Origin of the sequence: Micromonospora sp. NPDC020750, from assembly GCF_044334565.1 — a bacterium.
GTDB lineage: Bacteria > Actinomycetota > Actinomycetes > Mycobacteriales > Micromonosporaceae > Micromonospora.
Genome location: NZ_JBIRTH010000007.1, coordinates 313,538 through 331,428, shown reverse-complemented (window position 1 = coordinate 331,428; position 17,891 = coordinate 313,538). Strand labels below are relative to the sequence as shown.

Here is a 17,891-nt window from a genome sequence, read left to right as displayed (position 1 = left end):
ACCGTCAGGTCCAGGCGAGCAGCGCCGCCTCCGGGTCGGCCAGGAAGTCCCCGATGTCGCGGAGGAACTTCGATCCGAGCTCACCGTCGATGATCCGGTGGTCGAAGGACAGGCCCAGCGTGGTCACCTGACGCGGACGGACCTTGCCCTTGTGCACCCAGGGCATCTCACGGACCGCGCCGAAGGCCAGGATCGCCGACTCGCCCGGGGGCAGGATCGGCGTGCCGGTGTCCACCCCGAACACCCCGACGTTGGTGATCGTCAGGGTGCCTCCGGACATGGCGGCGGGCGAGGTCCGGCCGGCCTTGGCCGTCTGCACGAGGTCGGTCATCGCGTCCGCCAACTCGCGTAGCGACAGCCGGCCGGCGTCCTTGATGTTCGGCACGATCAGCCCGCGCTCGGTGGCTGCCGCGATGCCCAGGTTGACGTAGTCCTTGACGACGATCTCGTCGCCGGCCCACGTCGAGTTGACCATCGGGTGTCGCCGCACCGCGAGCAGCACCGCCTTGGCCACCAGCAGCAGCGGCGAGACCCGGACATCGCGCCACTCCCGCCGGCCGCGTAGCCGGTCCAGGGCCTTCGTCGCCCGAGTGACGTCGACGGTCATGAACTCCGTCACGTGTGGGGCCGTGAAGGCCGAGCGGGACATGTTCTCGGCGGTGAGCTTACGTACCCCCTTGACGGGGATGCGCTGCTCGCGGTCCGCGCCGAAGCTCGCCGCCGTCGTGGTCGGTGCCGCCGCCGTCAGCGGCTCGGCCGCCGTCGCGGTGCCGCTCGCCGCCTGCCGTACGTCCTCCCGGGTGACCGAGCCCAGTGGACCTGACCCGGTCAGCGCGGCCAGGTCGACGCCAAGGTCCCGGGCGAGCTTGCGTACCGGCGGCTTGGCCAGCACCGGCCCGCCTGCGCGCGTACCCCCGTGGCCGTTGCCGTTCGTCGGCGTGGCGACCACCGGGGCGGCCGGTGCCGGAGCGCGGGTCGCCGGGGCGGCGGTGGCCTGGGCCGGGACGTCGGCCTTGCGCGGCCGGCGCTTGGCCGCCGTGGTGCGCGGGCCGTAGCCGACCAGGACGGCGGTACGGCCGCCCGGGGCGGGGCCGCCGATCAGGCCCGGCTCGACCGCGCCCTCGCTCGGAGCCACCTCGACCGCCGCCAGCGATGCCGCCGACGGGGTGGGCAGGTCCGCCGACGGGGTGCCCGTGGTCGACTCCTCGATCGGGCCGGCGCCCGGGTCGGTGTCGATCGCGATGATCGGCGTGCCGACCTCGATCGTGCTGCCCGCCGGGTGGAAGATCGACCGCACCTGGCCGGCCCACTTCGCCGGGATCTCGACGGCAGCCTTGGCCGTCTCCACCTCGACGATCGGCTGGTTCAGCTCGATCATGTCGCCCACCTTGACCAGCCAGGTGAGGATCTCGCCCTCTGCCAGGCCCTCGCCCAGGTCGGGCAGGTTGAACTCCTTGATCCGCGACACGCCGCTCACCACCCGAAGGCCCGGTCGACGGCGTCGAGCACCCGATCGAGGTCCGGCAGGTACTCCTCCTCCACCCGGGAGGCCGGGTAGGGGGTGTCGAAGCCGGTCACCCGCAGCACCGGGGACTCCAGGGAGTAGAAGCACTCCTCGGTGATCCGGGCGGCGATCTCCGAGCCCAGGCCCAGGTTGCCCGGGGCCTCGTGCACGACCACGCACCGGCCGGTGCGCCGCACCGACTCGTACGCGGCGGTCAGGTCCAGCGGGGAGAGCGTGCGCAGGTCGATGACCTCCAGCTCCCGGCCGTCCTCGGCGGCGGCGGTCGCCGCCTCCACGCAGGTACGCACCATCGGGCCGTACGCCAGCACGGTCGCGTCCGTGCCGGGCCGCGTCACCCGGGCCGAGTGCAGCGGGTACGCCGCCGACAGCGGGGCGTCCAGCTCGACCGGACCCTTCTCCCAGTAGCGCCGCTTGGGCTCCAGGAAGACGATCGGGTCGTCCGAGGCGATCGACTGCTGGATCATCGAGTAGCCGTCCTGCGGGTTGGCGCAGGTGACGACCTTCAGACCGGGGGTGTGCGCGAAGTACGCCTCCGGCGACTCCGAGTGGTGCTCGACCGCGCCGATGCCCCCGCCGTACGGGATGCGGATGACCATCGGGATGCGGAGCCTGCCCTGCGAGCGGTAGTGCATCTTCGCCACCTGCGACACGATCTGGTCGTAAGCGGGGTAGACGAAGCCGTCGAACTGGATCTCGCAGACCGGGCGGAAGCCGCGAATGGCCAGGCCGATCGCGGTGCCGATGATGCCGGACTCGGCCAACGGGGTGTCGATCACCCGCTGGTCGCCGAAGTCCTTCTGGAGCCCGTCGGTGACCCGGAAGACGCCGCCGAGCTTGCCGACGTCCTCGCCCATGATGATGACCTTCGGGTCGTCCTCCAGGGCCCTGCGCAGGCCGGTGTTGATCGCCTTGCCGAGGGTGAGCGTCTCCGTGGCCATCAGTGGGCGCTCCCCTCGAACGACTCCATGTAGCGGCTGAACTGTGCCCGCTGCTCGTCGAGCTCAGGCGACCCGTTGGGGTAGACGTGGTCGAACATCGTCACCGGCTCGGGGTCGGGCATGGCGAGCACCCGCTCGCGCAGGTGCACCGACTCGGCGCGGGCCTGCTCGTCGAGGTCGGCGAAGAAGTCCGCGTCGGCGATCTTCTGCTTCTCCAGGAACGCCTTCATCCGGGCGATCGGGTCCTTGGCCTGCCAGGACTCGACCTCGCTGGCGATCCGGTACCGGGTCGGGTCGTCGGAGGTGGTGTGCGCCCCCATCCGGTAGGTGTACGCCTCGATCAGGCTGGGGCCCTGGCCGAGCCGCGCGTTGTCCAGCGCGTGCCGGGTCACCGCGTACGAGGCGAGCACGTCGTTGCCGTCGACCCGGACGCCGGGGAAGCCGAAGCCGCCGGCCCGTTGGTAGAGCGGCACCCGGGTCTGCCGCTCCAGGGGCTCGGAGATGGCGTACTGGTTGTTCTGGCAGAAGAACACCAGCGGGGAGTTGAAGACGCTGGCCCAGACGAACGCCTCGTTGACGTCGCCCTGGCTGGTGGCGCCGTCGCCGAAGTAGGCGATGACCGCCTCGCCGTCCTCGGTGCCGGTCTTGCCGTCCATGTGGATGCCCATGGCGTACCCGGTCGCGTGCAGGGTCTGTGCCCCGATCACGATCGTGTACATGTTGAACTTGAACTCGTTCGGGTCCCAGCCGCCCTGGTTGACGCCGCGGAACAGGCCGAGCGGCATGATCGGGTCGATGCCCCGGCAGTAGAGGACACCGTGCTCCCGGTAGGTCGGGAAGGCCATGTCCTGGCTGCGCAGCGCCCGGCCGGAGCCGACCTGCGCGGCCTCCTGGCCCAGCAGGCTCGCCCACAGGCCCAGTTCGCCCTGCCGCTGCAACGCGGTGGCCTCGGCGTCGAGCTTGCGGACCAGCACGAGGTCGCGGTAGAGCCCGCGGTACTCCTCGTCGGTGAAGTCGACGCGGTACTCCGTCCCGTCCGGGCCGAACGCCGTCTCGATGCGCTCGCCCTCGGGCGTCAGCAGCTGTACGAGTTCCGGGTTGCCGGAAGCCGCTGACGCGGCCCGCTTGGAACGGGGTGCGGCCCGCCGGCCGCGGGTGGTGACCCCGGGGTCGCCCTTTGCCATCCGTCTCTCCCTGTCATGTCTGCGTCGGCACCGGGGGTGACCCGTCCGCGCAAATCGTGCGCCGGCCCGGCCGGTGCCGGGCTGGTCCTGGCGGCCGCGCCTAGCCCCGGTGGGGGTTGCCGCGCGGCGTGAAGCCGGATCCGTGGGACGAACCCGGTTCGGGAGCGCCGACGCCCAACCGGGCCTGCCGCGGGGTGCGCGGAGGCCGCGGCTGCGTTGCCGTCGTGGTCCATATTCGCAGAGGAGGTGAGGGGCCCCACAGTACGCCCGCCCAGGTTTCCGGTCGCTGTCGGATTAGCGGCCGATCGGGCGATTTGTCGTAGCGGATTCGCGTCCCGGTGGTGGCGGCGGACAAATTGTGTGTCGACACGCTGTGGTGCCTGGTGAACTGACCGTCACTGGTCCAAGCTGATGACGCCGGGGCGCGGCTTTCATAGGCTTATGTCCGCTTATCGCTGCCCTGTCGCCCATGACCATGCCCGACAACGAGGAGTGTGGCGTGTCCCAGTCAGGTGAGGGTCCGGCCGCTCCGCTGCTCGGTCGGCACCGCGCGGCGGGCGGCTACCGCCGGGTCGTCGGCGCGCACCGCGCCCCGGGCTTCGCCGCTCACGGCCGGGGGTACCTCTTCACGGTCGCCCTGCTCGCCGGCACCGCCTCGATGCCGATCCTCGCCGCCGTCAGCGCGGGCTCGGCCACGGTGGGCAGCACGGCGCTGCCGGACAGCAGCACCCCGTTCATTCCCACCCCGTCCGTCGGCCCGGTGGTCGTTCCGCTGCCGGTGACCGGCCGGCCCGCGGTGATCCCGTCCACCCGGCCGGGCATGGTCGTGGCGCCGTCGACCGGCCCGTCCGGCCCGGGTCTGGCGCCGCGGGCCCCGGCCCCGCCGGCCGACCCCGATCGGTCCGGCCCGGACGCGATACACCACCCGCCGCCCCCGGCGCCGATCCCCCCGCCGGCCCCCCGGCCGCCCACGCCGCCCCCCTCACCGAGCCCGACCCCGGCACCGCACCCGACGCCGGTGCCGTCACCGACCGACCCGCCGACGCCGGATCCGACGCCCACGGTGACGCTCTCCGACTCGACGCAGGCCCCTTCCCCACCGGGCGACACCGGGCCCTCGACCAGTTCGGAGCCGACCGCGAGCAGCCTCGGCACGACCGTTGACCCGGCCGCCCGGCCGCGCGACATGCTCTGCGGTCGTGGAGCATGAACCGGATCGGCGGGCAGACGCGCGTCAGCGACTGGAGCGGGGCCAGGCCGGCGCGACCGGGGACGGGGCGCTGAGCGGCCCGGACCTCCCGGCCGAGCCTCCGGTTCCTGCCGAGCCTGCCGAGCCGGCCGAGCCTGCCGAGCCGGGCCTGCGGATCGCCCGGCTGGTCACCGAGCTGACCGCGCCAGCTGTCCTGGCGACCCTGCTGACCGTGGTGGTCGCCTGGCACGGAGCCCGGGGCGGGGTCCACGGGTTGGCCTGGGGGCTGCTCGCCACCGTCTTCGCCAGCGGCATCCCGTTCGCGTACATCCTCGGCGGGGTGCGGCGCGGACGGCTCACCGACCACCACGTCGGCGTACGCGAGCAGCGCCGGCTGCCGCTGCTGTTCGGGCTGGCCTCGGTGGCGGTCGGGTGGGCCCTGCTCGCGGCGTTCGGCGCGCCCCGCCCGCTGCTCGCCCTGGTGGCCGCCGGCGTGGTGGGGCTGGTCGTGGCGGTGGCGGTGAGCCACTGGTGGAAGATGTCGATCCATACGGCGGTGGCCGCCGGGGCGGTGGCCGTCCTGGCGCTCACCTTCGGCGCCCCGCTGCTGGCCGCCGCGCCGCTGCCCGTGCTGGCGGGCTGGTCAAGGGTGCGGCTGCGCGCCCACACGCTCCCGCAGGTGGTGGTCGGCGGCGTTGTCGGCGGGCTGGTCGCCGGGGTCGTCTACGCCAGGCTCGGCTGAGCCGCCCGCCCCGGCCGCTCCCGACCCCGCAGCCCGCGCGGGCCGTCAGGCAGGGCCGGCCACCCCGTCGGGGCGGGCGCCCAGCGGCCGAGCCGCGACGCCGGGCCCGCTCAGGCCCCGTCGTCGGCGAGCCGGTGCCGGTTCGCCTCGATCCAGGCGTCCAGGGCGACCGGGTCGTCCGGGTCCACCCCGTCGGCCATGAGCTGGGCCACGGCCGCGGTGGCCGGGCTGCGCCGCTCCCCTGTCGAGTAGAGCCGGGCGAACTCCGGGATCATCTCCTCGATCGCAGTGTCGGTCCGGGTCGCCGCCGCCTCCGGCAGCCCCTTGCGCCTGGCCGCGTACGCCGCCCAGCCGCGCAGCACCCGGGGGAGCATCGCGGCGTCGTCCATGTCGAGCACGGCCCGCCGGTGCACCCAGTCGAGCAGGAACAGCTCGGCCACCGTGGGGCTCCACCGCAGCGGGTCCGCGTCCGGGAAGCTCGCGGCGTGGTCGAGCAGCAGGCTGAGACAGAAGTGCAGCGAGGCGAGCCCTGCGTCGTCGGACGGGTCCAGATCGAACCGGACCGCCTCGGGCGAGGCGAGAAACGCCCGGACCAGGGCGGTCCGCTCGTCGCCGGACAGCGGCTCGGCGTCCCGGGCGGCACGCGCCGGCGGGGGCAGCAGCGCGAGCCGCGCGCCGGCCAGCGCGCGGTCGGTGGCGAGTGATCCCTCGGCGGGCAGCTCGCCCAGCTCGTCGGTGACCGTCAGGTGCCGGCCGACCTCGCCGTGCAGCCTGGCCGGGTCCTCCTCCCGGAACCAGGTCAACTCGTCGCCGTCGACCATCGCCCGGACCTGGTCGACGATCCGGCCGGCAGGGCCACCGACGAAGATGTCCTTGGCGATGCCGATGTTGTGGTCGACCAGGGCCACCAGCGCGTGCTCCGGGCCGCCGGCCTCGTCGTCATAGGCGAAGGTGGCCAGGTAGGAGGTCTGGTCGCCGTACACATCGCCGTAGCACCAGGTGCCGGTGAGGTGCACCCGGCCGAGCTGCTCGGACCAGGCAGGGGCCTGGGTGCCGGGGTGGACCTTCGTCGCGCCCTCCGCGTCCGGCACCAGGGCTGCGAAGACGGTGCGAATGGTCTTTGCCGCGGCCGTGCGGCGGCGGGTGGTGGCGGCGAGGAAGCCGGAGACGAACTCCCGGACGGCCGCCTCCCGGTCGGTCTCCGCGACCGCGTAGACGCTGCCCAGCAACGCCGCGCCGAGCATCTCGGCATCGAGGGCGGTGTCGAGCCTGGTCACGTCGCGTGCGGCGTGCAGCACCGCGTCGTAGGGGGTCTGAGGCGTGGCCATGCGTCGACCCTACGCCCGCGGGGGAGCCCCGGACAGTGAAGGCTGACCGGGGTTCAGCTGCGCTCGGCGTCCCGCAACGCCTGCCTCGCCTGCCCGTACCGGTCGAGCACCGCCCGGACCGGCGTCACCACGTACTCCCGGCCGACCGCATCGACCGCGGCGGTGAGTCGCTTCTCGGCCCGGTGGCGGGCCCGGCGGGCCGACCACCGCACCACCGGGCGGGTCAGCGCGGCCAGCAGCAGCCCGGCGAGCAGGCCGCCGAGCAGCAACACGGTGGGCAGCGGGGCCTCGCCGACCCGGGGATACTCCAGCGCCGGCAGGCCGAGGGCCCGCAGCGCGTAGCCGAGGGCGAGCCAGCCGAGGCCGGCGACGGCCGCGACCGTGACCAGCCACTGCACCGCGCCGACGAACCGCCACCAGACCGGCCTGCGGTCCATCCCCAGGTCGGTGCCGGCCACCGCGCGGTCCAACGCGTCCGGCAGGTCGCCCAGCCGGGACCGGGCGGCGGTGGTCACCGCGGTCGCCCAGGGGGCCGGCAGGCCCGCGCCGGACCGGTCGGCCACCGCCCGCACGGCCAGCCCCAGCGCCGAGCGCTGGGCGGCGGTCGGATCGGGTACGGAGGTCGCGGTGACCAGGCTCTCCGCCGGGGCCCCCGCGTCCGTGCCGGAGACCGCGCCGGGCAGGTGCAGCCGGCGCAGCGGGTCGGGGCGCAGCCGCCGCCAGCCCCGCACCAGCGGCCAGCCGGTGCTGGCCACGGCCCGGTGCCGGTACGCCCCCTCGACCGCCGCCGCCACCGCCGGCACGCCGGCCGTCCCGGCCAGCGCCCGGCTCAGCGAGTCGACGGTCCCCTCGTCCGGCCCGGCGGCCGGCGTGTCGGCGGCGACCAGCTCGTCCAGCCCGGCGACGACCGTGTCGACGTCCCCGGCGAGGCGCCGCAGCGCGGCCTGCCGACCGGCGACCGTGCGTTCCAGCGTCCCGCGCAGCTCGACGATCCTGGCCGGGTCGATGGCCGTGGTGGCCAGCAGCGGCACCCCGCCCAGCCCGTCGGCGTCGAGCAGCCGGCGCAGGTCGTCCAGCACCCGGGGCAGCTCGGCCGGGGGCAGCCGGTCGGCCTGGTTGAGCACCACCAGCGTCACGTCGCGGTGCCGGTGGAACTCGCGCAGGTAGTTGGTGTGGATCACCCGGTCGGCGTACTTCTGCGGGTCGACGACCCAAACCACCAGGTCGACCAGGCCGAGCAGCCGGTCGACCTCCAGCCGGTGCGACCGCTGCACCGAGTCGAAGTCCGGCAGGTCGAGCAGCACCAGCCCGTGCAGGGCGGACTCGTCGTCGGCGTCGAGCGCGCTCTCCCGGACGAACCGGTGGCGGGGCAGCACGCCGATCCAGTCGAGCAGCCGGTTCGCCCCGTCCAGCGGGCCCCAGACGCAGGCGTGCGCCACGCCGGTGGTGGGGCGGCGCACCCCGACCGGGGAGAGACCCAGCCGGGCGAGCGCGTTGAACAGGCTCGACTTGCCGCTGCCGGTGGCCCCGGCGAGGGCGACGACGGTGTGGTCCCGGGAGAGCGCAAGCCGGGTGCCGGCCCGCTCGACCAGGGTGTGCGCGGGCACGAGCTGGGCGTCCGGGAGCTGGCCGTCCACCGCGTCGAGGAACCGGCGGACCGCGTCCAGGCGGGCGATCAGCGCGTCGGGGTCGACCCGCTGGTCACCCCGGAGCGCCGCGCGCACCCGGTCGGCGATGTTGGTCATCGGGCCTCGGCCTCCGGGGTCGGTGCGGCGGGCAGGACCGGCGCGTCGGCCGTCGCCAGGCCGCTGCGGCGCCGGGCGTCCTCCACCCGGTCGCCCGCGGCGCGCAGCGGGTCGCCGGCGTCCGCCGCCGGGCGGGCCGCCGCGGTGCGGGACAGGAACCGGTCGGCCTCGGCGTCGAGCAGCTCCCGGACCCGCGCCAGCAGGTCGCCCCGGGCCCGATTGGCCAGCGTACGCACGGCCTGGTCGCCGAAGATCGCCTGGAGCACGGCCTGCGCGGCTACGGTGGTGCCGGCCCCGGTGGCCACCTCCAGCCCGGTCGGGATGAACGCGGTCGAGGCGAAAACGGCGATCATCACGGCCAGCCCGGTGGCGTTGACCGCGTACGAGGCGGTGCGGGCCACGAACCGCTTGTCGCCGCCCTCGGCCCGGACCAGCTCCAGCACCCCGCGCTGCCAGTCGCGGACCAGGCGCTCGGCGCGGGCGGGGAAGTCCTCGGCCGGGTGCGCCAGCGGCGGGTCGAGCAGCGCCGCCCCGGCCGGGTGCGCCCGCCACCCGGTGTACGCGTTCTCGGCCGCCTCGGCGGCCACCCCGCGCAGCAGCGTGACGAGCTGGGACTCGATGGCGTTGCGCAGCTCCGCGGCGGGCGCGGGCCGGCCGGTCACCGCGGACACCAGGCGGTCGCGCAGCCGGCCGATCCGGGCCTCCAGGGTGCGGAAGAACTCGCCGGTGCCGACGAACTCCTGCCAGCGGGCGAGCACCTCGCCGCGGAGCAGCCGGCCGTCCTTCAGCCCCTGCTCCACGGTCCGCTCGGCCCCCCGGTACGCGGCCCGCACCCGCTCGTCGAGGGCGTCGGCGGCGGCCACCTGCTCGTCGGCGGCGTCGGCCAGCCCTGCCACCGCGGGGTGCAGGGCGGCCAGCGCCCCGTCCAGGGTCTGCCGGACGACGGCGGACCGCGCCCCGGCGTCGGCGGCCAGCCGGGCGAACCAGGTGCTCAGCGGGGCGGTGACCTGGTCCGGCAGCAGGCCCTGGCCGTCCACCCACGTCTCGGGCAGGACGAACAGCGGCGCCGCGCCGAGGCCCTGGTCGGCGAGCATCTCGGCCAAATGGGCGGCCACCTCGTCGGTCGCCTCCGTCGGCACCCGGTCGAGCACCATCGCGATCACCACGCCCCGGGCCCGCGCGGTGTGCAGCAGCTCCCAGGGGACCGCGTCGGCGTACCGGGCGGCGGTGGTGACGAAGAGCCAGAGGTCGGCGGCGGCGAGGAGTTGCCCGGCCAGCGCCCGGTTGGCGTCGACCACCGAGTCGATGTCGGGGGCGTCGAGGAAGGCCAGCCCGGCGGGGAGCGCCGGGGCGGTGACCAGGTGCAGGGTTCCTGGGTCCTCGCTCGGCTCGTTGGTGCGGGTGAGGCCCGGCAGCAGCTCGCCCTGGCGGAACCAGCCGGAGTCTGCCGGGTTGCACACCAGCACCGGCGAGCGGGTGGTCGGCCGGAGCACTCCGGCGGCGCTGACCCGGGCCTGGACCAGGCTGTTGACCAGGGTCGACTTGCCGGCCCCGGTGGAGCCGCCGACGACCACCAGCAGCGGCGCGTCGAGCCGGGCCATCCGGGGCAGGAGATAGTCGTCGAGCTGCGCGGTGAGGCTCGCGCCGATCTGGCGGGCGGACCCGGCCGAGGGCAGGGCGAGCGGGAACCGGGCCGCGCCGATCGCGGCCCGCAGGCCGGTGAGCGCGGCGGGCAGGCCGTCTCCGGTGGGGCCGGACGGGTCCTTGCCGGCGTCCTCGGTGCCGGTACGGGCGGCGACGGCGGGCGAACCGGAGCGGGCGGCGGGGTCCCCGTGCGTCGTCACCGCTAAAGCGTGCCCGACCGGCGCAAGGGAAGACAACCGGGCTCCCCGTAACGTGAGGTTGCGTCGGGTCGGCTCAACCCGATTTGACGATCGCCGTGGGCGTGGCACTATTGAGTCAAGTTCACTCAACTTGTGGCGAGTGCGCGGCGGGTTTGATCCCGCCACCTGCCCCAACGTAAGAAGCGAGGAAGCGAAGATGGCACGTGCGGTCGGTATCGACCTCGGCACGACGAACTCCTGCGTCAGCGTTCTCGAGGGCGGTGAGCCAGCCGTCATCGCCAACGCTGAGGGCTCGCGGACGACCCCGTCGATCGTCGCGTTCGCCCGCAACGGCGAGGTGCTCGTCGGTGAGGTCGCCAAGCGCCAGGCGGTGACGAACCCGGACCGGACCATCCGGTCGGTCAAGCGGGAGGTCGGCACCAACTGGACCGTCGACATCGACGGCAAGAAGTACACCCCGCAGGAGATCTCGGCCCGGACGCTGATGAAGCTCAAGCGGGACGCCGAGGCGTACCTGGGCGAGCAGATCAGCGACGCTGTGATCACCGTCCCGGCCTACTTCAACGACAGCCAGCGCCAGGCCACCAAGGAGGCCGGCGAGATCGCCGGCTTCAACGTGCTGCGGATCGTCAACGAGCCGACCGCCGCCGCCCTGGCGTACGGGCTGGACAAGGGCTCCAAGGAGCAGACCGTCCTGGTCTTCGACCTCGGCGGCGGCACCTTCGACGTCTCGCTGCTGGAGCTGGCCGAGGGCGTCGTCGAGGTCAAGTCCACCAGCGGTGACAACCAGCTCGGTGGCGACGACTGGGACCAGCGGATCATCGACCACCTGGTGAAGACCTTCCGGGGCGAGCACGGCATCGACCTGGCCCAGGACAAGATGGCCCTCCAGCGGCTCCGCGAGGCGGCCGAGAAGGCCAAGATCGAGCTGTCGGCGGCCACCACCAGCAACATCAACCTGCCGTACATCACCGCCGGCGCGGCGGGCCCGCTGCACCTGGACGTGACGCTCAGCCGCGCCGAGTTCCAGCGGATGACGCAGGACCTGCTGGACCGCTGCAAGGGCCCGTTCGAGCAGGCCGTGAAGGACGCCGGCATCAAGGTCGCCGACGTCGAGCACGTGATCCTCGTCGGCGGCTCGACCCGGATGCCGGCCGTGACCGACCTGGTCAAGCAGCTCACCGGCCGCGACCCGAACAAGGGCGTCAACCCGGACGAGGTCGTCGCCGTCGGCGCCGCACTCCAGGCGGGCGTGCTCAAGGGCGAGGTCAAGGACGTCCTGCTGCTCGACGTGACCCCGCTGAGCCTGGGCATCGAGACCAAGGGCGGCATCTTCACCAAGCTCATCGAGCGCAACACCACCATCCCGAGCAAGCGCTCCGAGGTCTTCACCACGGCCGACGACAACCAGCCGTCGGTGCTGATCCAGGTGTTCCAGGGCGAGCGGGAGATCGCGGCCTACAACAAGAAGCTCGGCACCTTCGAGCTGACCGGCCTCCCGCCCGCGCCGCGCGGCGTGCCGCAGGTCGAGGTCACGTTCGACATCGACGCCAACGGCATCGTGAACGTGCACGCGAAGGACCTGGGCACCGGCAAGGAACAGAAGATGATGATCACCGGCGGTTCCTCGCTGCCGAAGGACGACATCGAGCGGATGCGCCGGGACGCCGAGGAGCACGCCGACGACGACAAGCGTCGTCGCGAGGAGGCGGAGACCCGCAACCTCGCCGAGGCGCTCCAGTGGCAGACCGAGAAGTTCCTCGCCGAGAGCGGTGACAAGCTGCCGGGCGAGAACCGGGAGCAGCTCACGGAGGCCCTCGGCGAGCTGCGCGGCGCGCTCGGCGGCCAGGACATCGAGAAGATCAAGGCGGCCCACGAGCGGCTCGCGCAGGTCTCCCAGCAGGCCGGCTCGCTGCTGTACGCGTCTCAGCAGGCCGATCAGGCCGAGCCGGGCCAGCAGCCGGGTGCGGCGGGCGCGGCGGGCGCGGGTGCCGGGGCGACCGGCGGCGCGCAGGCCGGCGGTGCCGACGACGTGGTCGACGCGGAGATCGTGGACGAGGACAAGAAGTGACGATCCGCCTCGGACACGTACTCACGGCAGAGGGATGAGGTAACCCATGACGGAGAAGCCACGAGCCGCCGACCCGGGCTCCACCGGGTCGGCGCCGGGTGGCTCCGCGACCGCCGGGCAGTCCGCCGGCGAGCAGCCGCGGGTCGTCATCCGTGACAACCGCAAAATCAACACGTCGGAGGAGCCCGCCGCCACCGACGCCGGGGCGGACGTCCCGGCGGAGGGGCTGGTCGCCGACGCCGAGGTCGTGGTCGACGAGATCGAGGTCGAGGCCGCCTCCGTGGACGGGCCGCCCGTGGTCGACGCCCCGGCGCAGCCGGTGGAGAGCGGCACCCCGGCCACCGGCGCGCCGCCCGGCGCGGAGGTGGAGGGGCTGCGGGCCGAGCTCGACGAGCGGACCCGGGACCTCCAGCGGGTGACGGCGGAGTACGCCAACTACCGCAAGCGGGTGGACCGGGACCGCAGCCTGGTCCAGGAGCAGGCGACCGGCTCGGTGCTCGCCGCGCTGCTGCCGATCCTGGACGACCTGGACCGGGCCCGCGAGCACGGTGATCTGGTGGGCCCGTTCGGTTCGGTGGCCGAGCAGCTCACCACCGCGCTGGGCAGGTTCGGCCTGAACGTGTTCGGCGAGCAGGGCGACCCGTTCGACCCGACCCGACACGAGGCGGTTGCCCACCAAACCTCCGCCGACGTGACCGAACCGACCTGCGTACAGGTCATGCGCCGGGGCTATCAGCTCGGCGAACGGCTGCTGCGGCCGGCCATGGTCGCGGTCGCCGACCCGGAGTAGTGCCGACCCGCGCCGTCCCGCCCGCCCGTACCGGGCGGGCGGGACGTCCGGGATACGTCCCGCGGAAGGGGGTGGACCGGTGAGTTCCAAGGACTGGATCGAGAAGGACTACTACGCCACGCTGGGCGTGCAGAAGTCCGCCTCCCCGGACGAGATCAAGAAGTCGTACCGGAAGCTGGCCCGGGAGTCGCACCCGGACCACAACCCCGGCGACCCGCAGGCCGAGGAGCGGTTCAAGGCAGCCTCCGAGGCGTACGCGGTGCTCGGCGACGAGGCCAAGCGCCGCGAGTACGACGAGATGCGCTCGCTGTTCGGCTCGGGTGCCTTTCGGCGTAACGCCCGGGGAGCGGGCGGGCCCGGTGGGCAGCCGTTCGACGTCTCGGACATGTTCGGCGGCGCGGCCGGCGGCGGTGACCGTCGCTTCGGCGGGGCCGGCTTCCAGGACCTGTTCAGTTCGATCTTCTCGGGCGGCGGGGCAGCCGGTGGCCCGTCCCGTCCTCGTGGCCCCGCCAAGGGCCGGGACATCGAGACCGAGGTGGCGCTCGACTTCGACGACGCGGTCCGCGGGGTGACCCTCCCGCTGACCCTGCGCGCGCCCGGGATCTGCGACACCTGCCACGGCAGCGGGGCGAAGCCCGGCACCCAGCCGGTGACCTGCCAGGTCTGCCACGGTGCCGGGGTGACCACCCGGAACCAGGGGTCGTTCAGCCTGTCCGAGCCGTGCCGCAACTGCCAGGGCGTGGGCACGGTCGTTGAGGAGAAGTGCCCGGAGTGCCACGGCACCGGCGGGGTCACCAAGACCCGCACGCTGAACGTCCGCTTCCCCGCCGGGGTGGCCGACGGGCAGCGGATCCGGCTGGCCGGGCGCGGCGAGCCGGGCGAGCGTGGTGGCCCGGCCGGCGACCTGTTCGTGCACGTGAAGGTCCGACCGGACGAGCTGTTCGGGCGTACCGGGGACGACCTGACGCTGACCGTGCAGATCACCTTCCCGGAGGCCGTGTTCGGCACGGACCTGCGGGTCCCCACGCTCGACGGCACGGTGACCCTGCGGGTGCCGCCGGGCACGCCAAGCGGCCGGGTGCTGCGGGCCCGGGGCAAGGGCGTGGTGCGCAGGGACGGTCAGGCCGGCGACCTGCTGGTCACGCTCGACGTGGTGGTACCGGCACGGGTGTCCGACGAGGCACGGGCGGCGCTGGAGGCGTTCGCCGAGCAGTCCCCGCCGGCCGCCCGGGAACATCTCGACGCCCGGGTGCGTCGGTTCAGTTAAGCCTGCTGGAGTGCGTACGGAGGTGAGCGGGGATGGTGGGAGAGTTCACCGGCTCGGATGACCCTGCCTACGAGGCCAAGGTCCTGATGATCTCGGTGGCAGCGCGGATGGCGGGGATGCATCCGCAAACGCTGCGCCAGTACGACCGGCTCGGCCTGGTGCAGGCCGGCCGGGCGGCCGGCGGCGGGCGCCGCTACAGCGTCCGGGACGTGGTGCTGCTGCGCGAGGTGCAGCGGCTCAGCCAGGACGAGGGGGTGAACCTGGCCGGGGTCAAGCGGATCATCGGCCTGGAGAATCTGGTGGAGCAGGCGCAGCAGCGGATCGCCCGGCTGGAGGCGGAGCTCGACGCCGCGTACCGCCGGGTGGCCGAGCTGGAGTCGTTGGCCCGGTTTCCCGGTCGGGATCTGGTGCCGACCACCCGCACGTCCACCGCCCTGGTGGTCTGGCGCCCGCGCCGCGACCGCTGACTGTCCGCCACAGCCGCACCGCTCCACAGCTCCGGACCGCTCCATCGGCCCGGTCCGCTTCCCGGTATCCCGGCGCGGACCGGGCCGTTCCGTTAACCTGTGAATCAGGGCCTATACGTTCAATCCGGGCCATAAGCACCGCTGGAAACCACCGCACCGGCGAGGGGGGACCATGTCGGAACCGGCCAAGAAGGTGGCGCAGCAGGCGGAGGCGCGGCTCGACCGGATCGCGAAGTCCGCCCGGGAGCAGTTCAACAAGATTACCGAGAGCCGGTTCACCGACAGGATCAAGGACGGCCGGTTCGCCGACCAGGTCGACCACGGCGTCGACCAGGGGCGGGCCGACGTGCGGCGCGACCAGCAGCGCGAAGGGCGCGGTGGATCGGCCGCCTGACGGCCGGTGCGCCGACGTGCGGGCCGGGTTCCACGGGGGAACCCGGCCCGTTCGCGTGCCCGGGATGCGGGCCGGTCAGCCGATGCGGCGGTTCTCCCGGACCAGACCGCCCTCGCACCAGTCCCGGTAGGCGAAGAGGTCCGGGCGGGCCAGCAGCACCCGGCTGTTGTGCGCCCAGTTGTGCATCAGCTCGTCGCCGGCCCGTTCCGCCTGCTCGACCAGCTTGCGGAAGCGCCGCTTGGGATGGGCGCGGAAGTTCGTCCGGATGCCGTCGGCGGCGTAGATGTAGAGGCAGTGCAGCGCGAACCGGCGGGCCGGGCAGGCCGGGTCCATCGCCAGCTCGAAGAGCGTCTGCACGAGGTGGTCCCCGGCGACCAGCAGGTCCCAGTCCTGGGGCATCGAGGTCAGCGGCACGGAGTCCGGTTGGTAGGCCCACGCCCGCAGCTCCGAGGGAGAGGGGTCGACGGGATTCGTGAAGCCGCGGAACGTCGACTCCTGCACGCTCACCGGCCAACCTTCCGCTTGCGTACGCGGGGGGACCGGCCCGCCGCGGACTGGCTGCTGGGGCGAACGGTAGCCGGGGTCGCCGACCAGCGGAAGGGCTCCGCGGCACGAATTCGACAACCGATGGAACGGGCCGGGTCGGCCGTACGGCCGACCCGGCCCGTACCCGTGCCGGGGTCGCGGATCAGTCGGCGCTGACCAGCGGCTCGGTGCGCTGGCGGAGGGCCCGCTGCCGCAGCCACACCTTGAACCAGGCGAAGTCGGGCAGCCGGGCCAGCATCGGCCCGGTCACCACGGTGATCAGCACGTACGCCGTGGCCAGCGCGGCCAGCTTCGGTTCGACGCTGCCGGCGGCGACGGCGAGTCCTGCGATGACGATGGAGAACTCGCCGCGTGGCACCAGGGCCAGTCCGGCCCGCCACCGTCCGGGCTCCTTGATCCCCACCCGCCGGGCGGCCAGGTACCCGGTCAGGGTCTTGGTGGCCATCGTCACCACGGCCAGCGCGAGCGCCGGTAGCAGCACGGGCGGGATGTCCCGCGGGTCGGTGACCAGCCCGAAGAAGACGAAGAAGACGGCGGCGAACAGGTCCCGCAGCGGGGAGAGCATCTCGGTGGCGTGGTGGGCCACCGGCCCGGACAGCGCGATGCCGACGAGGAACGCGCCGACCGCCGCCGACACCTGAAGCTTGGCCGCGATGCCGGCGACCAGCAGGGTCAGCCCGAGCACACCGAGCAGCAGCGCCTCCGGGTCCTTCGCCGACAGGGCCGTGGAGATCAGGTGGCCGTACCGGATCGCCACCACGAGCACCAGCACGACGGTGCCGACCGCGACGCTGAGCGCGATGCCGCCGCCGAGCAGACCGCTGCCGGCCAGCACTGCGGTGAGCAGCGGCAGGTAGAGCGCCATCGCCAGGTCCTCGATGACCAGCACCGAGAGGATCACCGGCGTCTCCCGGTTACCGAGCCGGCCCAGGTCGGCCAGCACCTTGGCGATCACGCCGGACGAGGAGACCCAGGTGATGCCGCCGAGCACGATGGCGGCCACCCAGTCCCAGCCGAGCATGAAGGCGAAGGCCGCGCCGGGCAGCGCGTTGAGCACGCCGTCGATCAGCCCGGCGGGCGCCGCCGAGCGCAGGTTGCCGACCAGTTCGCCGGCCGAGTACTCCAGGCCGAGCATGACCAGCAGCAGGATCACGCCGATCTCCGCGCCGACGGCGAAGAACTCCTCGCTGGCGTTCAGCGGCAGCACACCGCCGTGCCCGAAGAGGAGCCCGGCGAGCAGGTAGAGGGGAATGGGTGAGAGGCCGATCCGCCGGCCGAGCCGCCCCAGCAGCCCAAGCAGGAAGAGCAGCGCACCGACCTCGATGAGCAGCGTTGTGGTCTCGTGCATCCGCGCCTCAGCCGTCCGGATCGTTGTCGGCGAGGATGGCTGTCACGCCGTCGAGCCCCTTGCGGGTCCCGACCACGACCACCACGTCACCGGCCTCGAAGCGGAAGGTCGGGTCCGGCGAGACGATCACCTCGCCGTGGCGCAGCACCGCAACGATGGAGGCGCTGGTCCGGGTGCGCGCCTTGGTGTCGCCGAGCCGCCTGTTGACGTACTTCGAGCCGGCCGGGATGGCGACCTGCTCGGTGAGCAGCCCGGCGGCCTGCTCGCGGAGTCCGGAGAGTTGACCGAGCATCAGCGACGCGCCGAGGATGTCTGCCAATGCCTCCGCCTCGTCGTCGGTCAGAGGTATGTCGGCCTGGCAGGAGTCGGGATCGTCCGGGTCATATAGGACAAGGTCACGGCGGCCATTGCGGTGGGAAACCACGCCGAGCCGGCGGCCGGATTCCGTCACCAGATCGTGACGCATTCCGATTCCAGGGAGGGCAGTCTGTTCGACACGTACTCGCACGCGGG

General features: G+C 73.6%; 16 protein-coding genes. 6 read left to right on the top strand and 10 right to left on the bottom strand.

Annotated features, from left to right (window positions below):
- Nucleotides 1-4: 4 nt before the first annotated feature.
- The 4 genes from ACH4T9_RS22975 to ACH4T9_RS22960 all read right to left on the bottom strand — a co-directional run bounded on the left by ACH4T9_RS22975 (nucleotide 5) and on the right by ACH4T9_RS22960 (nucleotide 4,802).
- Nucleotides 5-1,477 (bottom strand): dihydrolipoamide acetyltransferase family protein, encoded by a 1,473-nt coding sequence (locus tag ACH4T9_RS22975; RefSeq protein ID WP_396671746.1) that lies wholly within the window; start codon nucleotides 1,475-1,477, stop codon nucleotides 5-7.
- Nucleotides 1,474-2,463: an alpha-ketoacid dehydrogenase subunit beta gene (locus ACH4T9_RS22970; RefSeq protein WP_396671745.1), complete on the bottom strand. Its 990-nt coding sequence runs from the start codon at nucleotides 2,461-2,463 to the stop codon at nucleotides 1,474-1,476. Before ACH4T9_RS22970 ends, ACH4T9_RS22975 begins: the two co-directional genes overlap by 4 nt.
- Complete coding sequence (pdhA, locus tag ACH4T9_RS22965; protein WP_396671744.1) at nucleotides 2,463-3,647, bottom strand: pyruvate dehydrogenase (acetyl-transferring) E1 component subunit alpha; 1,185 nt, start codon at nucleotides 3,645-3,647, stop codon at nucleotides 2,463-2,465. The genes ACH4T9_RS22970 and pdhA overlap by 1 nt, the downstream gene beginning before the upstream one ends.
- Before the next feature lie 606 nt (nucleotides 3,648-4,253).
- Nucleotides 4,254-4,802 (bottom strand): hypothetical protein, encoded by a 549-nt coding sequence (locus tag ACH4T9_RS22960; RefSeq protein WP_396671743.1) that lies wholly within the window; start codon nucleotides 4,800-4,802, stop codon nucleotides 4,254-4,256.
- A gap of 44 nt (nucleotides 4,803-4,846) precedes the next feature.
- Here ACH4T9_RS22960 and ACH4T9_RS22955 point away from each other — a divergent pair, with 44 nt between their 5' ends.
- On the top strand, nucleotides 4,847-5,578 hold the full coding sequence (locus ACH4T9_RS22955; RefSeq protein ID WP_396671742.1) for a phosphoesterase PA-phosphatase: 732 nt from the start codon (nucleotides 4,847-4,849) through the stop codon (nucleotides 5,576-5,578).
- Nucleotides 5,579-5,688: 110 nt separating this feature from the next.
- On the opposite strand, the gene ACH4T9_RS22950 is transcribed toward ACH4T9_RS22955, so the two are convergent.
- The 3 genes from ACH4T9_RS22950 to ACH4T9_RS22940 are packed head-to-tail and all read right to left on the bottom strand — an operon-like array spanning nucleotide 5,689 to nucleotide 10,495.
- Entirely contained in the window at nucleotides 5,689-6,906 is a 1,218-nt protein-coding gene (locus ACH4T9_RS22950) for a hypothetical protein (RefSeq protein ID WP_396671741.1), read from the bottom strand.
- 53 nt (nucleotides 6,907-6,959) lie between these two features.
- A complete protein-coding gene (locus tag ACH4T9_RS22945; RefSeq protein WP_396671740.1) occupies nucleotides 6,960-8,651 on the bottom strand; it encodes a GTPase in 1,692 nt (563 codons plus the stop codon).
- Complete coding sequence (locus tag ACH4T9_RS22940) at nucleotides 8,648-10,495, bottom strand: ABC transporter (RefSeq protein ID WP_396671739.1); 1,848 nt, start codon at nucleotides 10,493-10,495, stop codon at nucleotides 8,648-8,650. The genes ACH4T9_RS22945 and ACH4T9_RS22940 overlap by 4 nt, the downstream gene beginning before the upstream one ends.
- 196 nt (nucleotides 10,496-10,691) lie before the next feature.
- On the opposite strand from ACH4T9_RS22940, the gene dnaK reads away from it, so the two are divergent.
- The 5 genes from dnaK (at nucleotide 10,692) to ACH4T9_RS22915 (ending at nucleotide 15,484) form a co-directional block, all read left to right on the top strand.
- On the top strand, nucleotides 10,692-12,566 hold the full coding sequence (dnaK, locus tag ACH4T9_RS22935) for a molecular chaperone DnaK (RefSeq protein ID WP_396671738.1): 1,875 nt from the start codon (nucleotides 10,692-10,694) through the stop codon (nucleotides 12,564-12,566).
- A gap of 46 nt (nucleotides 12,567-12,612) precedes the next feature.
- Complete coding sequence (grpE, locus tag ACH4T9_RS22930; protein ID WP_396671737.1) at nucleotides 12,613-13,356, top strand: nucleotide exchange factor GrpE; 744 nt, start codon at nucleotides 12,613-12,615, stop codon at nucleotides 13,354-13,356.
- A gap of 79 nt (nucleotides 13,357-13,435) precedes the next feature.
- Entirely contained in the window at nucleotides 13,436-14,623 is a 1,188-nt protein-coding gene (gene dnaJ, locus ACH4T9_RS22925) for a molecular chaperone DnaJ (protein WP_396671736.1), read from the top strand.
- 32 nt (nucleotides 14,624-14,655) lie between these two features.
- The gene (locus ACH4T9_RS22920) at nucleotides 14,656-15,090 is read left to right on the top strand and encodes a heat shock protein transcriptional repressor HspR (RefSeq protein ID WP_396671735.1); all 435 of its coding nucleotides are present in this window, start codon (nucleotides 14,656-14,658) and stop codon (nucleotides 15,088-15,090) included.
- Between the two features lie 172 nt (nucleotides 15,091-15,262).
- A complete protein-coding gene (locus ACH4T9_RS22915; protein ID WP_396671734.1) occupies nucleotides 15,263-15,484 on the top strand; it encodes a hypothetical protein in 222 nt (73 codons plus the stop codon).
- Between the two features lie 75 nt (nucleotides 15,485-15,559).
- On the opposite strand, the gene ACH4T9_RS22910 is transcribed toward ACH4T9_RS22915, so the two are convergent.
- The 3 genes from ACH4T9_RS22910 to ACH4T9_RS22900 all read right to left on the bottom strand — a co-directional run bounded on the left by ACH4T9_RS22910 (nucleotide 15,560) and on the right by ACH4T9_RS22900 (nucleotide 17,886).
- Nucleotides 15,560-15,991 (bottom strand): hypothetical protein, encoded by a 432-nt coding sequence (locus ACH4T9_RS22910; RefSeq protein ID WP_396671733.1) that lies wholly within the window; start codon nucleotides 15,989-15,991, stop codon nucleotides 15,560-15,562.
- Between the two features lie 181 nt (nucleotides 15,992-16,172).
- Nucleotides 16,173-17,378 carry a cation:proton antiporter gene (locus ACH4T9_RS22905; RefSeq protein ID WP_396671732.1) on the bottom strand — a complete coding sequence of 402 codons (1,206 nt, stop codon included), beginning with the start codon at nucleotides 17,376-17,378 and terminating at the stop codon, nucleotides 16,173-16,175.
- 7 nt (nucleotides 17,379-17,385) lie between these two features.
- Nucleotides 17,386-17,886 (bottom strand): cation:proton antiporter regulatory subunit, encoded by a 501-nt coding sequence (locus ACH4T9_RS22900; protein ID WP_396671731.1) that lies wholly within the window; start codon nucleotides 17,884-17,886, stop codon nucleotides 17,386-17,388.
- Nucleotides 17,887-17,891 lie beyond the last annotated feature (5 nt).

Coding starts and splice junctions, on each gene's coding strand:
- ACH4T9_RS22970 (WP_396671745.1), bottom strand. CDS start 2,463: ATGGCCACGGAGACGCTCACCCTCGGCAAGGCGATCAACACCGGCCTG.
- pdhA (WP_396671744.1), bottom strand. CDS start 3,647: ATGGCAAAGGGCGACCCCGGGGTCACCACCCGCGGCCGGCGGGCCGCA.
- ACH4T9_RS22950 (WP_396671741.1), bottom strand. CDS start 6,906: ATGGCCACGCCTCAGACCCCCTACGACGCGGTGCTGCACGCCGCACGC.
- ACH4T9_RS22915 (WP_396671734.1), top strand. CDS start 15,263: ATGTCGGAACCGGCCAAGAAGGTGGCGCAGCAGGCGGAGGCGCGGCTC.
- dnaK (WP_396671738.1), top strand. CDS start 10,692: ATGGCACGTGCGGTCGGTATCGACCTCGGCACGACGAACTCCTGCGTC.
- ACH4T9_RS22905 (WP_396671732.1), bottom strand. CDS start 17,378: ATGCACGAGACCACAACGCTGCTCATCGAGGTCGGTGCGCTGCTCTTC.
- ACH4T9_RS22920 (WP_396671735.1), top strand. CDS start 14,656: ATGGTGGGAGAGTTCACCGGCTCGGATGACCCTGCCTACGAGGCCAAG.
- grpE (WP_396671737.1), top strand. CDS start 12,613: ATGACGGAGAAGCCACGAGCCGCCGACCCGGGCTCCACCGGGTCGGCG.
- ACH4T9_RS22945 (WP_396671740.1), bottom strand. CDS start 8,651: ATGACCAACATCGCCGACCGGGTGCGCGCGGCGCTCCGGGGTGACCAG.